14 protein-coding genes and 1 tRNA gene are annotated in these 13,987 nt (G+C 73.1%); 2 read left to right on the forward strand and 13 right to left on the reverse strand.

Annotation, left to right across the window (positions count from 1 at the left end; genetic code table 11):
- Positions 1-56: 56 nt before the first annotated feature.
- Both RM609_RS30420 and RM609_RS30425 read right to left on the reverse strand, forming a co-directional pair.
- Positions 57-3,125, reverse strand: coding sequence for an AfsR/SARP family transcriptional regulator (locus RM609_RS30420; RefSeq protein ID WP_311615169.1), 3,069 nt, complete (start codon positions 3,123-3,125; stop codon positions 57-59).
- 116 nt (positions 3,126-3,241) lie between these two features.
- Positions 3,242-4,138 (reverse strand): RNA polymerase sigma-70 factor, encoded by an 897-nt coding sequence (locus tag RM609_RS30425; protein WP_311615171.1) that lies wholly within the window; start codon positions 4,136-4,138, stop codon positions 3,242-3,244.
- A gap of 151 nt (positions 4,139-4,289) precedes the next feature.
- Between RM609_RS30425 and RM609_RS30430 the strand changes: the two genes are divergently transcribed.
- On the forward strand, positions 4,290-4,775 hold the full coding sequence (locus tag RM609_RS30430) for a carboxymuconolactone decarboxylase family protein (protein WP_311615173.1): 486 nt from the start codon (positions 4,290-4,292) through the stop codon (positions 4,773-4,775).
- 96 nt (positions 4,776-4,871) lie between these two features.
- Here RM609_RS30430 and RM609_RS30435 read toward each other — a convergent pair whose 3' ends face one another.
- The 6 genes from RM609_RS30435 to RM609_RS30460 all read right to left on the reverse strand — a co-directional run bounded on the left by RM609_RS30435 (position 4,872) and on the right by RM609_RS30460 (position 9,548).
- A complete protein-coding gene (locus RM609_RS30435) occupies positions 4,872-6,212 on the reverse strand; it encodes a SufS family cysteine desulfurase (protein ID WP_311615175.1) in 1,341 nt (446 codons plus the stop codon).
- A complete protein-coding gene (locus RM609_RS30440; RefSeq protein WP_311615177.1) occupies positions 6,199-7,581 on the reverse strand; it encodes a family 2B encapsulin nanocompartment shell protein in 1,383 nt (460 codons plus the stop codon). Before RM609_RS30440 ends, RM609_RS30435 begins: the two co-directional genes overlap by 14 nt.
- A 329-nt stretch (positions 7,582-7,910) precedes the next feature.
- Positions 7,911-7,997, reverse strand: a tRNA-Ser gene (locus RM609_RS30445).
- Positions 7,998-8,066: 69 nt separating this feature from the next.
- Positions 8,067-8,564, reverse strand: a complete 498-nt coding sequence (gene tadA, locus RM609_RS30450; protein ID WP_229355692.1) for a tRNA adenosine(34) deaminase TadA — start codon at positions 8,562-8,564, stop codon at positions 8,067-8,069.
- 34 nt (positions 8,565-8,598) lie between these two features.
- Entirely contained in the window at positions 8,599-9,126 is a 528-nt protein-coding gene (locus tag RM609_RS30455; protein WP_311615181.1) for a tRNA adenosine deaminase-associated protein, read from the reverse strand.
- A 188-nt stretch (positions 9,127-9,314) separates the two neighbouring features.
- Positions 9,315-9,548, reverse strand: coding sequence for a hypothetical protein (locus tag RM609_RS30460; protein WP_438828576.1), 234 nt, complete (start codon positions 9,546-9,548; stop codon positions 9,315-9,317).
- Between the two features lie 266 nt (positions 9,549-9,814).
- Between RM609_RS30460 and upp the strand changes: the two genes are divergently transcribed.
- Entirely contained in the window at positions 9,815-10,450 is a 636-nt protein-coding gene (gene upp / locus RM609_RS30465; RefSeq protein ID WP_311615185.1) for a uracil phosphoribosyltransferase, read from the forward strand.
- A 97-nt stretch (positions 10,451-10,547) separates the two neighbouring features.
- Here the strand turns inward: upp and RM609_RS30470 are convergent, their stop codons facing one another.
- From RM609_RS30470 to RM609_RS30490, 5 genes are all read right to left on the reverse strand, one after another.
- A complete protein-coding gene (locus tag RM609_RS30470; RefSeq protein WP_311615187.1) occupies positions 10,548-11,279 on the reverse strand; it encodes a LytR C-terminal domain-containing protein in 732 nt (243 codons plus the stop codon).
- A gap of 156 nt (positions 11,280-11,435) precedes the next feature.
- The gene (locus RM609_RS30475) at positions 11,436-11,732 is read right to left on the reverse strand and encodes a type II toxin-antitoxin system VapB family antitoxin (protein WP_004929488.1); all 297 of its coding nucleotides are present in this window, start codon (positions 11,730-11,732) and stop codon (positions 11,436-11,438) included.
- Positions 11,733-11,934: 202 nt separating this feature from the next.
- Positions 11,935-12,138 carry a DUF5988 family protein gene (locus RM609_RS30480; protein WP_311615190.1) on the reverse strand — a complete coding sequence of 68 codons (204 nt, stop codon included), beginning with the start codon at positions 12,136-12,138 and terminating at the stop codon, positions 11,935-11,937.
- A 67-nt stretch (positions 12,139-12,205) separates the two neighbouring features.
- Positions 12,206-12,811: an HhH-GPD-type base excision DNA repair protein gene (locus tag RM609_RS30485; RefSeq protein ID WP_311615192.1), complete on the reverse strand. Its 606-nt coding sequence runs from the start codon at positions 12,809-12,811 to the stop codon at positions 12,206-12,208.
- Positions 12,812-12,858: 47 nt separating this feature from the next.
- Positions 12,859-13,947, reverse strand: coding sequence for a PP2C family protein-serine/threonine phosphatase (locus tag RM609_RS30490; protein ID WP_311615194.1), 1,089 nt, complete (start codon positions 13,945-13,947; stop codon positions 12,859-12,861).
- Between the last annotated feature and the right edge of the window lie 40 nt (positions 13,948-13,987).

Consider the following 13,987-nt stretch of genomic DNA (forward strand, 5'->3'; position numbering starts at 1 on the left):
GCGCTGGGGCCAAATTCCGGGCATCCCGCACCGCAATAGCAGGCACCGCGAAGAGGTCAGCCCCGGAAGGGCCCGTCCGCCCCACCCCGCCCCCGACCACCCACCGGGAACACCTCGTCCAGCAGCGAAGCGACCTCCGCCGCCTCCGCCGCCCCGCCCCGCGCCAGCACCTCGTACGCCTCCCGCAGCGCGCCCAGCGCGAGCCGGGGTTCGCCGAGCGCCAGCTGGGCCCGGCCGCGGGCGGCCAGAGCCAGGCCCCGGACGCGGTCGTCCCCCGGCCCGGCCTCCAGCGCCAGCGCGCGGTCCGCGGCCGCGACGGCCTCGCGGTGCCGGAGCTGCGCGAGCCGGCAGCGCGCCAGCCACGCCCACACCAGGGCCTCCCGGCGCGGCGCGGTCCCTTCCGGTTCGACGGCCAGGGCCTCCCGCAGCCGGTCGGCCGCCGCCGACGTCCGGTCGGCCCGCAGATGGGCGCGGCCCGTCTGGAGGAGCACCAGCGCGAGGGTCCGGCCGTGGCCGAGCTCCCGGGCACGCTCGGCCGCCGTGTCGGCGGCGGCGAGGGACTCCTCGGGCCGGCCCAGCGCGATGTACGCGCGCGCCGCGTGGGCCAGCGCCTCCGCGGCGGCGCCCGTCGAGCCCTCCCGGCCGAGGCCCTCCTCGGCCCGTACGAGCAGGGGCAGCGCCTCGTCGGCGCGGTCCAGCTCCAGCAGGACGACGCCGAGTTCGTACCCGGCGAGGAGGGGCGTGAGCGGATCGTGGGCCCCTTCGGCCAGGCGCAGGGCTTCCCGCAGGTCGTGCGCGGCGCGGTCAAGACCGTCCGGCCCGGGGCGGGGCGCGGCGAGCAGGCGCAGCGTACGGGCGGCGGCGGTGTCGTCGCCCTGTTCCCGGGCCCGGTCCAGGGCCTGCCGGGCGGGCGGCTCCAGGTCCTGGCGGCGGGCGGTGTCCGCGGTCAGGTCGGCCCAGACGGTCAGCAGGTCGACGGCGGGGCGCAGGGCGCCGGGGACGTCCTGCGCCAGGACCTGCCGCACGGTGGCGAGCACGCGCGCGTGGGCGTCGTGCGTCCAGGCGCGGGCGGCGCCGCCGTCGGCGAGGGGGCGGCCCGCGGTGGCGAGGTGGTGGAGGAGGTGGCGGGGCAGGGGGCTGTCGGGGTTCAGGCGCAGGAGCGCGGTGACGGCGGTGGCCAGTTGGTGGTCGAGGAGGCGCAGCAGCGCCGCGTCGCGAACGGGCGGGCTGTCGGTACGTTCGCTCTGCCGCCGGGCGAACAGCCGCACCAGGGCGTGGTGGCCGTGGCGGCCCGGGGCGGGTGACTCCAGCAGCCCGGCGCGGGTGAGCCCGCCGGTGACGGCTTCGGCCCGAGCGTTCTCCGGGAGGTCGAGGACGGCGGCGGCCGAGTCGTCGTCGAGCGGCCCGGCGTCGGGAAGGGCCAGCAGCCGGAAGGCACGGGCCGCCTCGGGCTCCAGCGCGTCGTGCGCGACCCGGCAGACGGTCTCCAGGGCGAGGTCGGCGCCGGCCTGCGGGTCGCCGGGGCGGTCGGCGTCGGGCCGCGCATCGGTGCAGGACGCGTCGGCGTGCAGCGTGTCGAGCCGTTGCCGCTCCTCGGCGAGCCGGGCGGCGAGGTCGGACGGGGGCCAAGCCGGGGGCGTGGTGAGGAGCGCGCCCGCGATCCGCAGGGCCAGCGGCAGCCGTGCGCAGGCGCCGACGACGGCGCGGGCGGCGTCGCCCCCGGCGACGGCCGAGGCGACGGCGCGGCCGCCGCCGGCCGCCGTCAGCAGGGCCAGCGCCTCCTTCTCCTCCATGGCGCCCACGTCGACCGTCCGGACGCCCGGCAGGTCGAGGCCGGGGCCGAGGTCCCGGGAGCGGGTGGTGACGAGCGCCGCGCAGCCGGGCGCGCAGGGCAGCAGGGGGAGCACCTGCGCGGGGTCGTGGGCGTCGTCGAGGACGACGAGCACGCGCCGGTCGGCGAGCAGGGAGCGGTAGAGCGCGGCCCGGCGCTCCACGCCGCCCGGGAGGGCGGCGTCGGTGACGCCGAGCGCGTACAGCAGGTCCACCAGGGCCGTGTCCGTGCCGCGCAAGTCCGCGTAGAGCAGGCCGTCGGGGTACGCGGCGCGAACGGCACGGGCGGTGTGCACGGCCAGCGCGGTCTTGCCGGCGCCGCCGGGCCCGGTGAGGACGACGACGTCCCCGGCGGCGAGGGCCTCGCGTACCTCGGTGGTGAGGGTCTCGCGGCCGGTGAAACCGGCGGGTTCCGGCGGCAGACGGTCGGGTACGGCGGACACAAGTACAGGCGCACCCGCCCCCGCCCCCCGTACGTCCGCGGCCGGCGCCGCGCCCGGGGCCGCGAGGGCGGGGTCGCCCGCGAGGATCCGTTCGCGCAGCCGGACGAGTTCGGGGCCGGGCCCCTCGGGGAGCAGGCGCCCGGTCTCGCTGAACACCGCGAGGGCCTCGGACTGCCGCCCGGCGCGGTGGAGGGCCAGCATCAGCAGGGCGCGCGGCTTCTCGCGCAGGGGCTGTTCGGCGGTCAGGGCGCGCAGCCCGGCCACCGATTCGGAGTGCCGGCCCAGCGCGAGGGCGCAGTCGAAGTGGTCCTCGCGGGCGGTGGCGCGCAGTTCGGTGAGCCGCTCGCGCTCCCGTTCGGCGTACGGGCCGGTCAGCCCGGCCAGCGCGGTGCCCTCCCACAGGGCCAGGGCGGTGGTCAGCCGCGTGTACGCCCCGGCGGGGTCGCCGGCCGCGCGGGCGCCGGCGGCGGCCGCGAGGTGTTCCTCGAACACGGTCGCGTCCAGGCTTCCGGGCGGCACCCGCACGGCGTAGCCGCCGCCGGTGGAGACGAGGACCTTCGCGCGGCCCCGGAAGGGCCGGCCGGGCTCCAGGACGGCGCGCAGCCGGGTGACGTAGGCGCGCAGGGTGTCCATGGCGCGGTGGGGCGGGTCGTCGCCCCAGAGGGCGTCGACGAGTTCGGAGGCGGTGAGGGAGCGGCCGTCGCGCAGCAGCAGGACCGCGAGGGTGGCGCGCTCCTGTGGGGAGCCGAGCGGCAGCGGCTGGCCGTCGCGGTCGGCCCGTACGGGGCCGAGCACATGGAACCGGAGGCGGTGCTGTTCCGGCTGGGGCTGGGGCTCCTCGTCACCGGGCACGGGCGATCCGCTCCTCGAATCGTACGAAATAGTGCGTAAATAGACAGTACTCGTGGTGCTCCTGTCCGGCACGGGAAGACAGCGGGAAGACGAAGGCTCAGCGGGAAGACCAGGGCTCAGCGGCGCAGCGCGGTCTCCCGCCCCATGCGCGACAGCTTCTCGGGGTTGCGCACCGCGTAGAACCCGGTGATGAGGCCGTCCTCGACGCGCACCGTCAGGACGGTGTCGAGCTCGCCGTCGAGCTGGAGGATCAGCGCCGGGTGGCCGTTGACGAGGGTCGGCCGCAGCGACCCCGTGGCGGCGATCCTGCCCAGCCCGGCGGCCAGCAGCCGGCCCACCTTGTCGGCGCCCACGATCGGCCGCAGGACGGCCTGTTTGACTCCGCCGCCGTCGCCCAGGAAGACGACGTCCGGCGCGAGGATGTCGAGCAGGCCCTGGATGTCGCCCGTCTCGGTGGCCCTCCGGAACGCGTCGAGCGCGTCCTGGGTCTCGGCCGGGGAGACGGACCCGCGCGGGCGGCGCGCCGCGACGTGCGCCCGTGCCCGGTGCGCGATCTGGCGGACCGCGGCCGGGGACTTGCCGACGGCTTCGGCGATCTCGTCGTACCCGAGGTCGAACACCTCGCGCAGTACGAACACCGCCCGCTCGGTCGGCGCGAGCGTCTCCAGCACCAGCAGCATCGCCGTCGAGACGCTGTCGGCGAGCTCGACGTCCTCGGCCACGTCCGGGGCGGTGAGCAGCGGTTCGGGCAGCCAGGTGCCGACGTAGGACTCCTTGCGGCGGCCGAGCGTCCGCAGCCGGCCCAGCGCCTGTCGGGTGGTGATCCGGACCAGGTAGGCGCGCCGGTCCCGCACCACGCCGAGGTCGACGCCCGACCAGCGCAGCCAGGTCTCCTGGAGGACGTCCTCCGCGTCGGCGGCCGAGCCGAGCATCTCGTAGGCGACGGTGAACAGCAGGTTGCGATGGGCGACGAACGCCTCGGTGGCGGGGTTCTCCGTATTCACGATATTCACGCGCACAAGACGCCGCCGGACGCGGCTTTGTGACACCGGTGAGCGATGGCGCACGTCACACGGCCGCCCCGTTACAGGGAGCGGCGCGCCGGCATCTCGTGTTCGTCGAAGCCACACCACGAGTTACGACATCACGAGTGAGGACGAAACCATGGACGCCCGGTTCAACATGCTCGGGAACGAGATCGGCGTGAAGTTCGCCAAGCGGTTCGCCAACGCCGGCATGGCGATTCAGCAGTCGTCGCTGCCGCAGTCCACGCAGGAGCTGGTGGCGCTGCGCGTCAGCCAGATCAACGGTTGCGGCTGGTGCGTCGACATGCACATCCAGGAGGCCGCGGCCGCCGGTGAGACCGCGGTGCGGCTCGGCCTGGTCGCCGTCTGGCGCGAGACCACCGTGTTCACCGAGGCCGAGCGGGCGGCGCTGGCGCTCGCCGAGGAGGGCACCCGGCTCGCCGACGCCCATGAGGGCGTGTCCGACGGGACCTGGGACCGGGTGCGCGAGCACTTCGACGACGACCAGATCGCCGCGCTGGTCTCCCTGGTCGCCCTGGTCAACGCGGCCAACAGGCTCGCCGTGATCGTGCACCAGCGGGGAGGCTCCTACGAGCCCGGCATGTTCGCCGCCGTGCTCGGCTGATCCCCGGGACGGCCCGAGCCCGTACCCCCATGAGGGGGTACGGGCTCGGGGCTGTCAGCCTCCGGACATCAGCCTCCGGACATCAGCTTCCCGACATCAGCTTCCGGACGTCAGCCGCAGCAGGGACGCGACCAGCCGGTCGACGTCCTCCCGTGTGTTGTAGAGCGCCAGCGAGGCCCGCGCCGCGCTCTCCACGCCGTAGTGGCGCAGCGAGGGCTGGGCGCAGTGGTGCCCCGCGCGGACGGCGATGCCGTCCTGGTCGAGCGAGCGGGCGATGGCGACCGGGTCGTGCCCGGCCAGGGTGAACGTCAGTGTCGCGATCTTCTCCGGCGCCGAGCCCAGGACGGCGATCCCCGGCACCTGGGACATGGCTTGCTCGGCGTAGGCCAGCAGCCCGTTCTCGTAGGCGGCGACGGCCTCACGGTCGAAGCCGGTCAGCCAGTTGATCGCCGCCAGCAGCCCGGCGACCCCGGAGATGTGCCCGGTGCCGGCCTCGAAGCGGTGCGGCACCGGCGCGTAGGTGCTGCCCGCGAAGTCGACCTGGTCGATCATGTTGCCGCCGCCCTGCCAGGGCGGCATGGCGGCGAGCAGTTCCGGCTTGCCGTAGAGCGCGCCGATGCCCGTCGGGGCGAACAGCTTGTGCCCGGAGAAGACGTAGAAGTCCGCGTCCAGGTCCTGGACGTCGACGGGGAAGTGCGCCACCGCCTGGGCCCCGTCGATCAGCACCTTCGCCCCGTAGCGGTGCGCCAGTGCGGTCATCTCCTTCACCGGTGGCACGGTGCCCAGCACGTTCGACGCCTGGCTGACGGCGACGAGCTGGGTGCGGAAGGAGAGCAGGTCCGCGAAGGCGGCCTGGTCGATGCTGCCGTCCGGGAGGAGCGGGATGGGCACGAGCCGGGCCCGCTTCTCCTTGGCGAGCAACTGCCAGGGCACGATGTTGGAGTGGTGCTCCAGCGTGGCGACGAGGATCTCGTCGCCGGGGCCGATGTTCGCGCGTCCCCAGGTCTGGGCCACGAGGTTGATGGCCTCGGTGGTGCCCCGGGTGAAGACGACGCTGTCGGGGGAGGCCGCGCCCAGCAGGTCCGCGACGGCCTGCCGGCCCGCCTCGTACGTGTCCGTGGCCTCGCGGGCCATGGTGTGCGCGCCGCGGTGGATGTTGGAGTTGGCCGCGCTGTAGTAGGCGGTGAGCGCCTCGATGACCTGACGCGGCTTCTGGGTGGTCGCGCCGTTGTCCAGCCAGACGAGCGGATGGCCGTTGACGGTGCGGTGGAGGACGGGGACGTCCGCCCGGGCCTCCATCGGGTCGAAGCCGCGCCCGCGCGGCGGGGTGGACTGCGGCACGGACTGCGGTGCCGCGGAAGGGGCTACGGAAGGCACTTGGGCCCACGACCGGTCGGTCGGCATCCCCCGGTACGTCCCGACGTCAGGAATAGTCATGGTACTTCGACACCTCGACGTTCTGGAGGACCGCGAGCGCGTCCTCCACCAGCACCGCGGCGTTGAAGTACGCCGACAGCAGGTACGAGGTGATGGCCTTCTGGTCCGTGCCCATGTTCCGCATCGACAGGCCCGGCTCGACCTCGTCCGGCACCCCGGCCGGGCGCAGCCCGATGACGCCCTGCTCGGCCTCGCCCACCCGCATCAGCAGGATCTCGGTGGTCGCGGCGCCGCCGGCGCCCTGGAAGCGCACCTTGTCGGAGGGGAGCAGCGGCACCCCGCGCCAGGTGATCAGCGGGCTGCCGAAGCGGGTGTCGATCACCGGCGGGACGCCCCGGCGGGTGCACTCGCGGCCGAAGGCGGCGATGGCCTTGGGGTGGGCGAGGAAGAAGCTGGGCTGCTTCCACACCCGGGAGAGCAGCTCGTCGAGGTCGTCGGGGGTCGGCGCGCCGGTGCGCGGCTGGACGCGCTGGCCCGGGGCGACATTGTTGAACAGGCCGAACTCGGGGTGGTTGAGGATCATCGCCTCCTGGCGCTCGCGGAGCGCCTGGATGGTGAGGTCGGCCTGGACCCGGGTCTGGTCCATGGGCGCGTTGTAGAGGTCGGAGACGCGGGTGTGGACGCGCAGCACGGTCTGGGCGAGGGTCATGTGGTACTCGCGGGGCGTGTCCTCGTACTCCACGTACGTGCCCGGCAGTTCGGGTTCGCCGGTGTGGCCGGAGGCGAGGTCGACGGGCACCTCGGAGCCGGGCAGGGGGGCCTCGCCCGCGATGTGGGCGTCGAGCGCGGCCCGCAGGCCCGCGTCGCGGTCGGCCAGCGCGTTGAGCGCGTCGAGCCCGACGGTCAGGGCGACACCGGAGGTGACCGCCTTGACCCGGAACGGCAAGGGCTGACATCGGGTCCAGGAGTCCAGACAGAAGAACTGGCCGTCGCCTATGACCTCCAGCAGCGCGTCCTCGCCGTACCGGCCGGTGACCCGCTTCTCGGCGCGACCGCTGACGATCACGGTCAGCTTGTCGCAGGTCTCGCCCTCGGCGCCGATGATCTGCCCGGGCTCGAAGGTCATCTGCTCGAAGGAGCCCGCGAGTTCGGCCAGCAGTGCCGCGTCGGCGTCGCGCAGGAAGGGCAGTTCGCGCAGGTCCTCGGGGACGACGCGGTTGGTGCCGCCCTCGGAGTAGCAGCTGATGCGGTCGTCGCCGAGGATGAACGTCCGGCGGCGGTTGACCCGGTAGACGCCGGACTCGACGTCGACCCAGGGCAGCGCGCGCAGCAGGTAGCGGGGCGTGATCCCGCGCATCTGCGGGGTGGTCTTGGTGGTCGTGGCCAACTGCCGTGCGGCATCGGGCGCGAGACTGAGTCGATCGTTCATGCGGTCCTCCTCGAAGAGCCCGCGCGGTGCCCGCGCGGGAGCGCAGACCGATCGTCCGGTCGGTGGGTCCATGCCACAAGACGGGAGATTCCGACACGGTCCGGAATTGATCGACTGACGGAGCGTGATGCCGCGGCCACCGATCGGGGGCAAGGGCTCCGCCGCCGGGCGTCCGCTTGGTCCGGACCATGAGATGACCGGAATCGATCCGCGAGCCCCGTCCGCCCGGGCGCGTCGCGCCGGCGGGGCAGCGTGAAATCGCTGTCGGGGCGGCAGGGAAGCAAAGAACCGCCCCGATCCGGTGTCCGGATCGGGGCGGTTCCCATAAGCGGTAGCGGTGGGATTTGAACCCACGGTGGAGTTGCCCCCACACACGCTTTCGAGGCGTGCTCCTTAGGCCGCTCGGACACGCTACCGAGAGAGAGCTTAGCGGACGGTGGGCCGTGCCCTGAAATCCGTTCCGGGTCGTACGGGTGTGGTCCTGGTCACCTGTCGCGGAAGAAGCGGGTGAGCAGCTCGGCGCACTCGTCGGCGAGGACCCCGGAAATCACCTCGGGACGGTGGTTGAGGCGGCGGTCGCGGACCACGTCCCAGAGGGAGCCGGCCGCACCGGCCTTCTCGTCGGCGGCGCCGTAGACGACGCGGTCCACCCGGGAGAGGACGATCGCTCCCGCGCACATCGTGCAGGGTTCGAGGGTGACGACGAGGGTGCAGCCCGAAAGCCGCCACTCACCGACGGCCCGCGCGGCCTCGCGGATCGCGAGGACCTCCGCGTGGCCGGTGGGGTCGCCGGTGGCCTCGCGCTCGTTGCGGCCGCGGCCGATGACGGAGCCGTCCCGGTCCAGCACGACGGCGCCCACCGGCACGTCGCCCGTGGCGGGGGCCGCCGCGGCCTCCGCCAGGGCGGCCCGCATGGGGGCGAGCCAGGGGTCGCGCACCGGGTCGTGGACCGGGACGGCTGAGTCGTGGACGGCTTCGTTCATGGCACCAGTGTGAGCGCACCCGTCCGGGCGGACGTCAGCGGACGGCCTCCAGGACGTCCGTGCAGCCGAGGGCCTCGGCGATCGTGCCGAGGGCGTCCCCGTCCAGAGCCAGGAGCTCCTTCTCGCTCACCCCCAGGTCCTCCAGCAGCCTGCCGTCGCCCAGCGGGCCGCTGGGCGCGACGGAGCCGGCCGCCCCGTCGTCGCCGTCGTCCTCCCCGGCCTCGGGTTCGCCGTCCTCGGTGCCGTCGAGGTCGAGGGTGTCCAGATCGTCACCCTCGTCGTCCTCGTGCCCCAGGAGCTCGTCGACGAGCATCGTCCCGTACGAGCTGCGGTTGGCGACGGCGGCGTTCGAGAGAAAGACCCGGGGGTCGTCCTCGCCGTCCACCCGGACGACGCCGAACCAGGCGTCCTCCTGCTCGATGAGCACCAGGACCGTGTCGTCGTCCTCCGAGGCCTCGCGGGCGATGTCGGCGATGTCGGACAGGGTCTCCACGTTGTCGAGTTCTGTGTCGCTCGCTACCCACCCGTCTTCGGTGCGCGCGAGCATTGCGGCGAAGTACACCGTGACTCTCCCACTGGTCATAGGCGGTGCCGGGTCGGACGGGGACCACCCCGCCCACTCGGAATCGTGGCAGAAACCTGGGCGTTGCGAGAGGTCTTCCGCGCTGCGTCGTGCAGCAGTCCGAGAGATGTCGCTCACGTGGGGCCCGTGAGGGCGCCGTACGGGCGTGGCGCGGGCGGGTCCGCCGGTCACCAGCGGAAGGTGCGCATCCGCATCTGCTGACGCATCCGGGCCGCCCGGGCCCGGCGCGGCTGTACGCGGTCGCGCAGCTCCTTGGCCTCGTTCAGCTCACGGAGGAACTGGGCGCGTCGTCGTCTGCGGTCCTCGGCGCTCTCCGTCCCGTCGTCCGGGGCGGGGCCGGCGGCCTCCCGGGGCCGTCTGGGGTCCCTCCGCTCGCCGGGCGTCCGGCGCGCCGGGTCTATGGAGTCCGGTTTCCGGGGGTCCGCTTCCGTCGCCTCCTGGGGCGTCCGGGCAGCCGACCCGGATCCCCGCCTGTCACGGCCAGCCATGGGCAGCACCACCTCGTGCCGAGGTCCTCGCCCGGCGACAGACCGGGCGTACGTGCCCACTTTCCCCCTAAGTGGTGGTTTGATGCCAGGGCTGCGACAGACTGTGGAAGGTCCCTCGTGGCCCCGCTGTGGCGCCCGGGCGGGCGCTCGGGCATTAAAGCTCGGTTAATGTCGATGTCATGCGGATCCACGTCGTCGACCACCCCCTGGTGGCTCACAAGCTCACCACCCTGCGCGACAAGCGCACCGATTCCCCCACCTTCCGGCGCCTCTGCGACGAGCTGGTCACCCTGCTCGCGTACGAGGCCACGCGCGACGTGCGCACCGAGCAGGTCAGCATCGAGTCCCCCGTGACGGCCACCACCGGCGTCCGGCTCTCCCACCCGCGCCCGCTGGTGGTGCCGATCCTCCGGGCCGGCCTGGGCATGCTCGACGGCATGGTCCGGCTGCTGCCGACGGCCGAGGTCGGCTTCCTCGGCATGATCCGCAATGAGGAGACCCTCAAGGCGGAGACGTACGCGACGCGGATGCCCGAGGACCTCTCCGGTCGCCAGGTCTACGTGCTGGACCCGATGCTCGCCACCGGCGGCACGCTGGTCGCCGCGATCAACGAGCTGATCGCCCGTGGCGCGGACGACGTCACCGCGATCTGCCTGCTGGCCGCGCCGGAGGGCGTCGAGATCATGGAGCGCGAGCTCGAGGGCGCCCCGGTGACCGTCGTCACCGCCTCCGTGGACGAGCGCCTCAACGAGCACGGCTACATCGTCCCGGGCCTCGGCGACGCGGGCGACCGAATGTACGGCACGGCGGGCTGACACCCCCGTTTGTGGGCAGTCGTTCCGCAGGGCGGAACGGGTGGGCACAAACGGCCCACCGGCCCGCACGGGCTCACCGCGCCCCCCGCCAAGGGCGTCAGCACTTGGCGGGCGGGCCGGCCTTCGGTGCAGCCGGGGCGGCCGGAGCCGCCGAGGACGGCGCCTGTGAAGGCGCCGAAGGCGAAGGCGGCACCTCACCCCGCTCCAGCGCCGCCAACCCCTTCTCCGCCTCCTCCTGCGGCGTCAGCCCCTGATAGGCCGCCCCCAGCACGAGGTCCACGTCCTGCCCCTCGCGCTGGTCGCCCTTGGCCTCCGCCCCGGCGAGCTGGGTGCCCAGCACCCGGAGCGCGCCTTCCAGGGAATCCTTGGACCCCAGCAGCACCCCGGTGCCGTTCACCTTTTTGTCGTAGTCCTCCTGGGCGTTGCCCACCTTGCCGATCCTGAAGCCGCGCCGTTCCAGCTCATCCGCCGTGATCTTGGCGAGCCCGCCGCGCGGCGTGGCGTTGTAGACGTTGACGGTGATGTCGCCGGGCCGGGGCACGTCCCGGGGCAGCTTCCGTCCGGCGGCTCCGGCCGCCCCGGCCGCTTCGGAGCCGCTCTTGCAGTCGCCGTTGCGTTTCGCCGGGGCCGCCGCCCGTGTCGTGGTCGGCCCGCCCGAGAAGACGTCGACGAGCTGGATCGTTCCCCACCCGGCCAGCCCCAGCGCGACGGCCGTGGCGGTGCCGGCGAGCACGATCCTTCGGCGGTTGCGGGCGCGGCGCGTATGCGGGAACCGATGGCCCGTGATGCGGTACTTACCACCCATGCCAGGAGGGGTGAGCATGCTCATGAGCGCAGCGTAGTGCCGGGCGGAGCCGCTGCCTACTAGATGATCAACGGTTTGCCCGGACCCCTACCCAAAAGGGCCAATAGCCGCCCATGCGACCGTTTTCGAAACCCACTCGACTCGAATGCGAGTGCGGAGTTCGATATGAATTTCGACGGGTCAGTCGAGCTCGAGCACGCGCGCGTGCAGCACCTGGCGCTGCTGAAGAGCGGCCCGTACCGCCCGGTGCAGCCCGTCCTCCAGGTAGAGGTCGCCACGCCACTTCACGACGTGCGCGAAGAGGTCGCCGTAGAACGTCGAGTCCTCCGCGAGCAGCGTCTCGAGGTCGAGCTGCTGCTTGGTGGTCACCAACTGGTCCAGGCGTACCGGGCGGGGGGCAACGTCCGCCCACTGGCGGGTGCTTTCCCTGCCGTGGTCGGGGTACGGCCGCCCGTTGCCGATGCGCTTGAAGATCACACGGAAAGCCTACCGGGCGAGCGGCTCCCGGCGCAGCCATGGCGCGGGAGTGCGATGGCGACAATCAGCCGCATACCGGGAGTGATGCATGGAACTCCTGAGCGAGAATTCTTTCCCCGGGAGTCCGCATTCCGGACTCCCGGCTATGGAATCCGATCTCCCGGCCGGTCCGGGCCACCGCGATCACCCGCTGGTCACCGGCTCACTCGGCGATCTCGGTCCGCTCCCACCACTCGAAGACGCGCAGCCGGCCTTCGGCGGTGTCCTGATGCCGCGGGGTGGCCTTGAAGTGCTCGTAACCACCCTTGAACGGGACCTTCAGCTCGACCCCGGGAGGTGTGATCGGCACGACCCGCTCCGGCAGATCGTCCGGGCCGCCTTCGAGGAATGCTTTGGCGCTGCTCATGGGGACAGTCTTCCGGCGCTCCCCTCCCGACACGCGGCGCGACGCGCCGCAGGTCGAGGGGGTGGTCTCACGTCTTCTTGACCGCTGCCTTCTTGGCGGCTCGTTTCATTTCCTGCTTGTAGGCCCGGACCTTCTCCAGGGACTCCGGCCCGGTGATGTCGGCGACCGAGCGGTACGACCCCGCCTCCCCATAGCTCCCGGCCGCCTCCCGCCAGCCCTCCGGCGTCACCTCCAGCCGCTTGCCCAGCAGCGCCAGGAAGATCTGTGCCTTCTGCCGGCCGAACCCCGGCAGCGCCTGGAGCCGCTCCAGCAGCTCGCGCCCCGATCCCGACCCGGTCCACACCGCGCTCGCGTCCCCGTCGTAGTGCTCGACCAGGTACCGGCACAGCTGCTGCACCCGTCCCGCCATCGACCCCGGGTACCGGTGCACGGCCGGTTTCTCGGCGCACAGCGCCGCGAACGCCTCGGGGTCGTACGCCGCGATCTCGTGCGCGTCCAGATCGTCGCGCCCGAGCCGCCGGGCGATGGTGTACGGGCCGGTGAAGGCCCACTCCATGGGGATCTGCTGGTCCAGCAGCATGCCGACGAGGGCGGCGAGCGGGCTGCGCGAGAGCAGCGCGTCGGCGTCCTCCTGCTGTGCCAGCCGGAGGGGACGGCCAGGGTCACGGTCCATGGGGCGATGGTCCCTCCGCGGGGCGCGGGGCGCACGCCGTACGGCCGTCAGCCGATCCGTACCGCCAGGGCGGCGATGTCGTCGTTGAGGCCTCCGTCGCTGTAGCTGAGGAGATCGCGGTGGAGGCTGTCGAGGAGTTCGCGGGGATGGGCGGCGTCCTGCCGCCGCATCCAGTCGGCCAGGGGGAAGAACGCGCCGTCGTGGCCGCGGGCCTCGGTGACGCCGTCCGTGTAGAGGAGCAGTTGACCGCCGGCGGCGATGTCGAAGGTGTCGACGGTGTACTGGCCGCCGATGAGCTCCGCGAGGTTGAGCAGCGGTGAGGGGTCGCTGGGCTGGAGGGTGCGGAGCTCGCCGTGGTTGAGGAGGAGCGGCGGTGGATGGCCGCAATTGAGGACTCTGAGGCTGTCCATCTCGTGCGGGATCTCGACGAGCAGGGCGGTTGTGAAGCGTTCCACCAGGTCTTCCGGTGGAAACGCGGCGCTGTAGCGGTTGCTGCTGGCCTCCAGGCGGCGCGCGACGCCGCTCAGGTCCGCCTCGTCGTGGGCGGCCTCCCGGAAGGAGTTGACCACCGCCGCGGCCGCCCCCACCGCCGGCAGGCCCTTGCCCCGTACGTCGCCGATGAGCAGCCGGACCCCGTACCGGGTGTCGGCCGCCTCGTAGAAGTCGCCGCCGATGCGGGCCTCCGCCGCGGCCGCGAGATACAGCGAGTCGATCTGGATGCCCCCGAAGCAGCGTGGCATGGCCCCCAGGACCACCGTCTGGGCGGCGTCGGCGACGAGTCGCACTTGAAAGAGGATCCGTTCCCGCTGGAGCCGGACATGGCTGCCGTACGCGGCCGCCACGGTGACCGCGACGATCCCGCCCGCCGTCCACCACGTCCCCAGGCCGGGGAACACGATGCTGAGGCCGATCATGAGAAACAGGCAGACCGTGCCCAGCAGGACGGTGGGGAGCACGGGCCACATGGCGGCGGCGAGGGCGGGCGCGGCGGGCAGGAGGCGGCTGAAGGCCATGCGCCTGGGCGTGTTGTACGCCAGGGCGGCGATGACCACGGTGAGGATCACCGGGGAGAGCTGGACAGGGGACCATCCGCCGTGGGGGGAACGACGGAACAGCGGCCGACCTGGCTGGCTCATAGTCCATAGAATATCCGCACAATACGGACATAGGGCTGGC

This window comes from Streptomyces hesseae, assembly GCF_031845785.1.
Classification (GTDB): domain Bacteria; phylum Actinomycetota; class Actinomycetes; order Streptomycetales; family Streptomycetaceae; genus Streptomyces; species Streptomyces hesseae.

What these genes read in the sequence shown, in the direction of transcription:
- RM609_RS30430 (WP_311615173.1), top strand. Translation starts at nt 4,290, where the DNA reads ATGGACGCCCGGTTCAACATGCTCGGGAACGAGATCGGCGTGAAGTTC.
- RM609_RS30435 (WP_311615175.1), bottom strand. Translation starts at nt 6,212, where the DNA reads ATGACTATTCCTGACGTCGGGACGTACCGGGGGATGCCGACCGACCGG.
- RM609_RS30440 (WP_311615177.1), bottom strand. Translation starts at nt 7,581, where the DNA reads ATGAACGATCGACTCAGTCTCGCGCCCGATGCCGCACGGCAGTTGGCC.
- tadA (WP_229355692.1), bottom strand. Translation starts at nt 8,564, where the DNA reads ATGAACGAAGCCGTCCACGACTCAGCCGTCCCGGTCCACGACCCGGTG.
- upp (WP_311615185.1), top strand. Translation starts at nt 9,815, where the DNA reads ATGCGGATCCACGTCGTCGACCACCCCCTGGTGGCTCACAAGCTCACC.
- RM609_RS30470 (WP_311615187.1), bottom strand. Translation starts at nt 11,279, where the DNA reads ATGAGCATGCTCACCCCTCCTGGCATGGGTGGTAAGTACCGCATCACG.
- RM609_RS30480 (WP_311615190.1), bottom strand. Translation starts at nt 12,138, where the DNA reads ATGAGCAGCGCCAAAGCATTCCTCGAAGGCGGCCCGGACGATCTGCCG.
- RM609_RS30485 (WP_311615192.1), bottom strand. Translation starts at nt 12,811, where the DNA reads ATGGACCGTGACCCTGGCCGTCCCCTCCGGCTGGCACAGCAGGAGGAC.
- RM609_RS30490 (WP_311615194.1), bottom strand. Translation starts at nt 13,947, where the DNA reads ATGAGCCAGCCAGGTCGGCCGCTGTTCCGTCGTTCCCCCCACGGCGGA.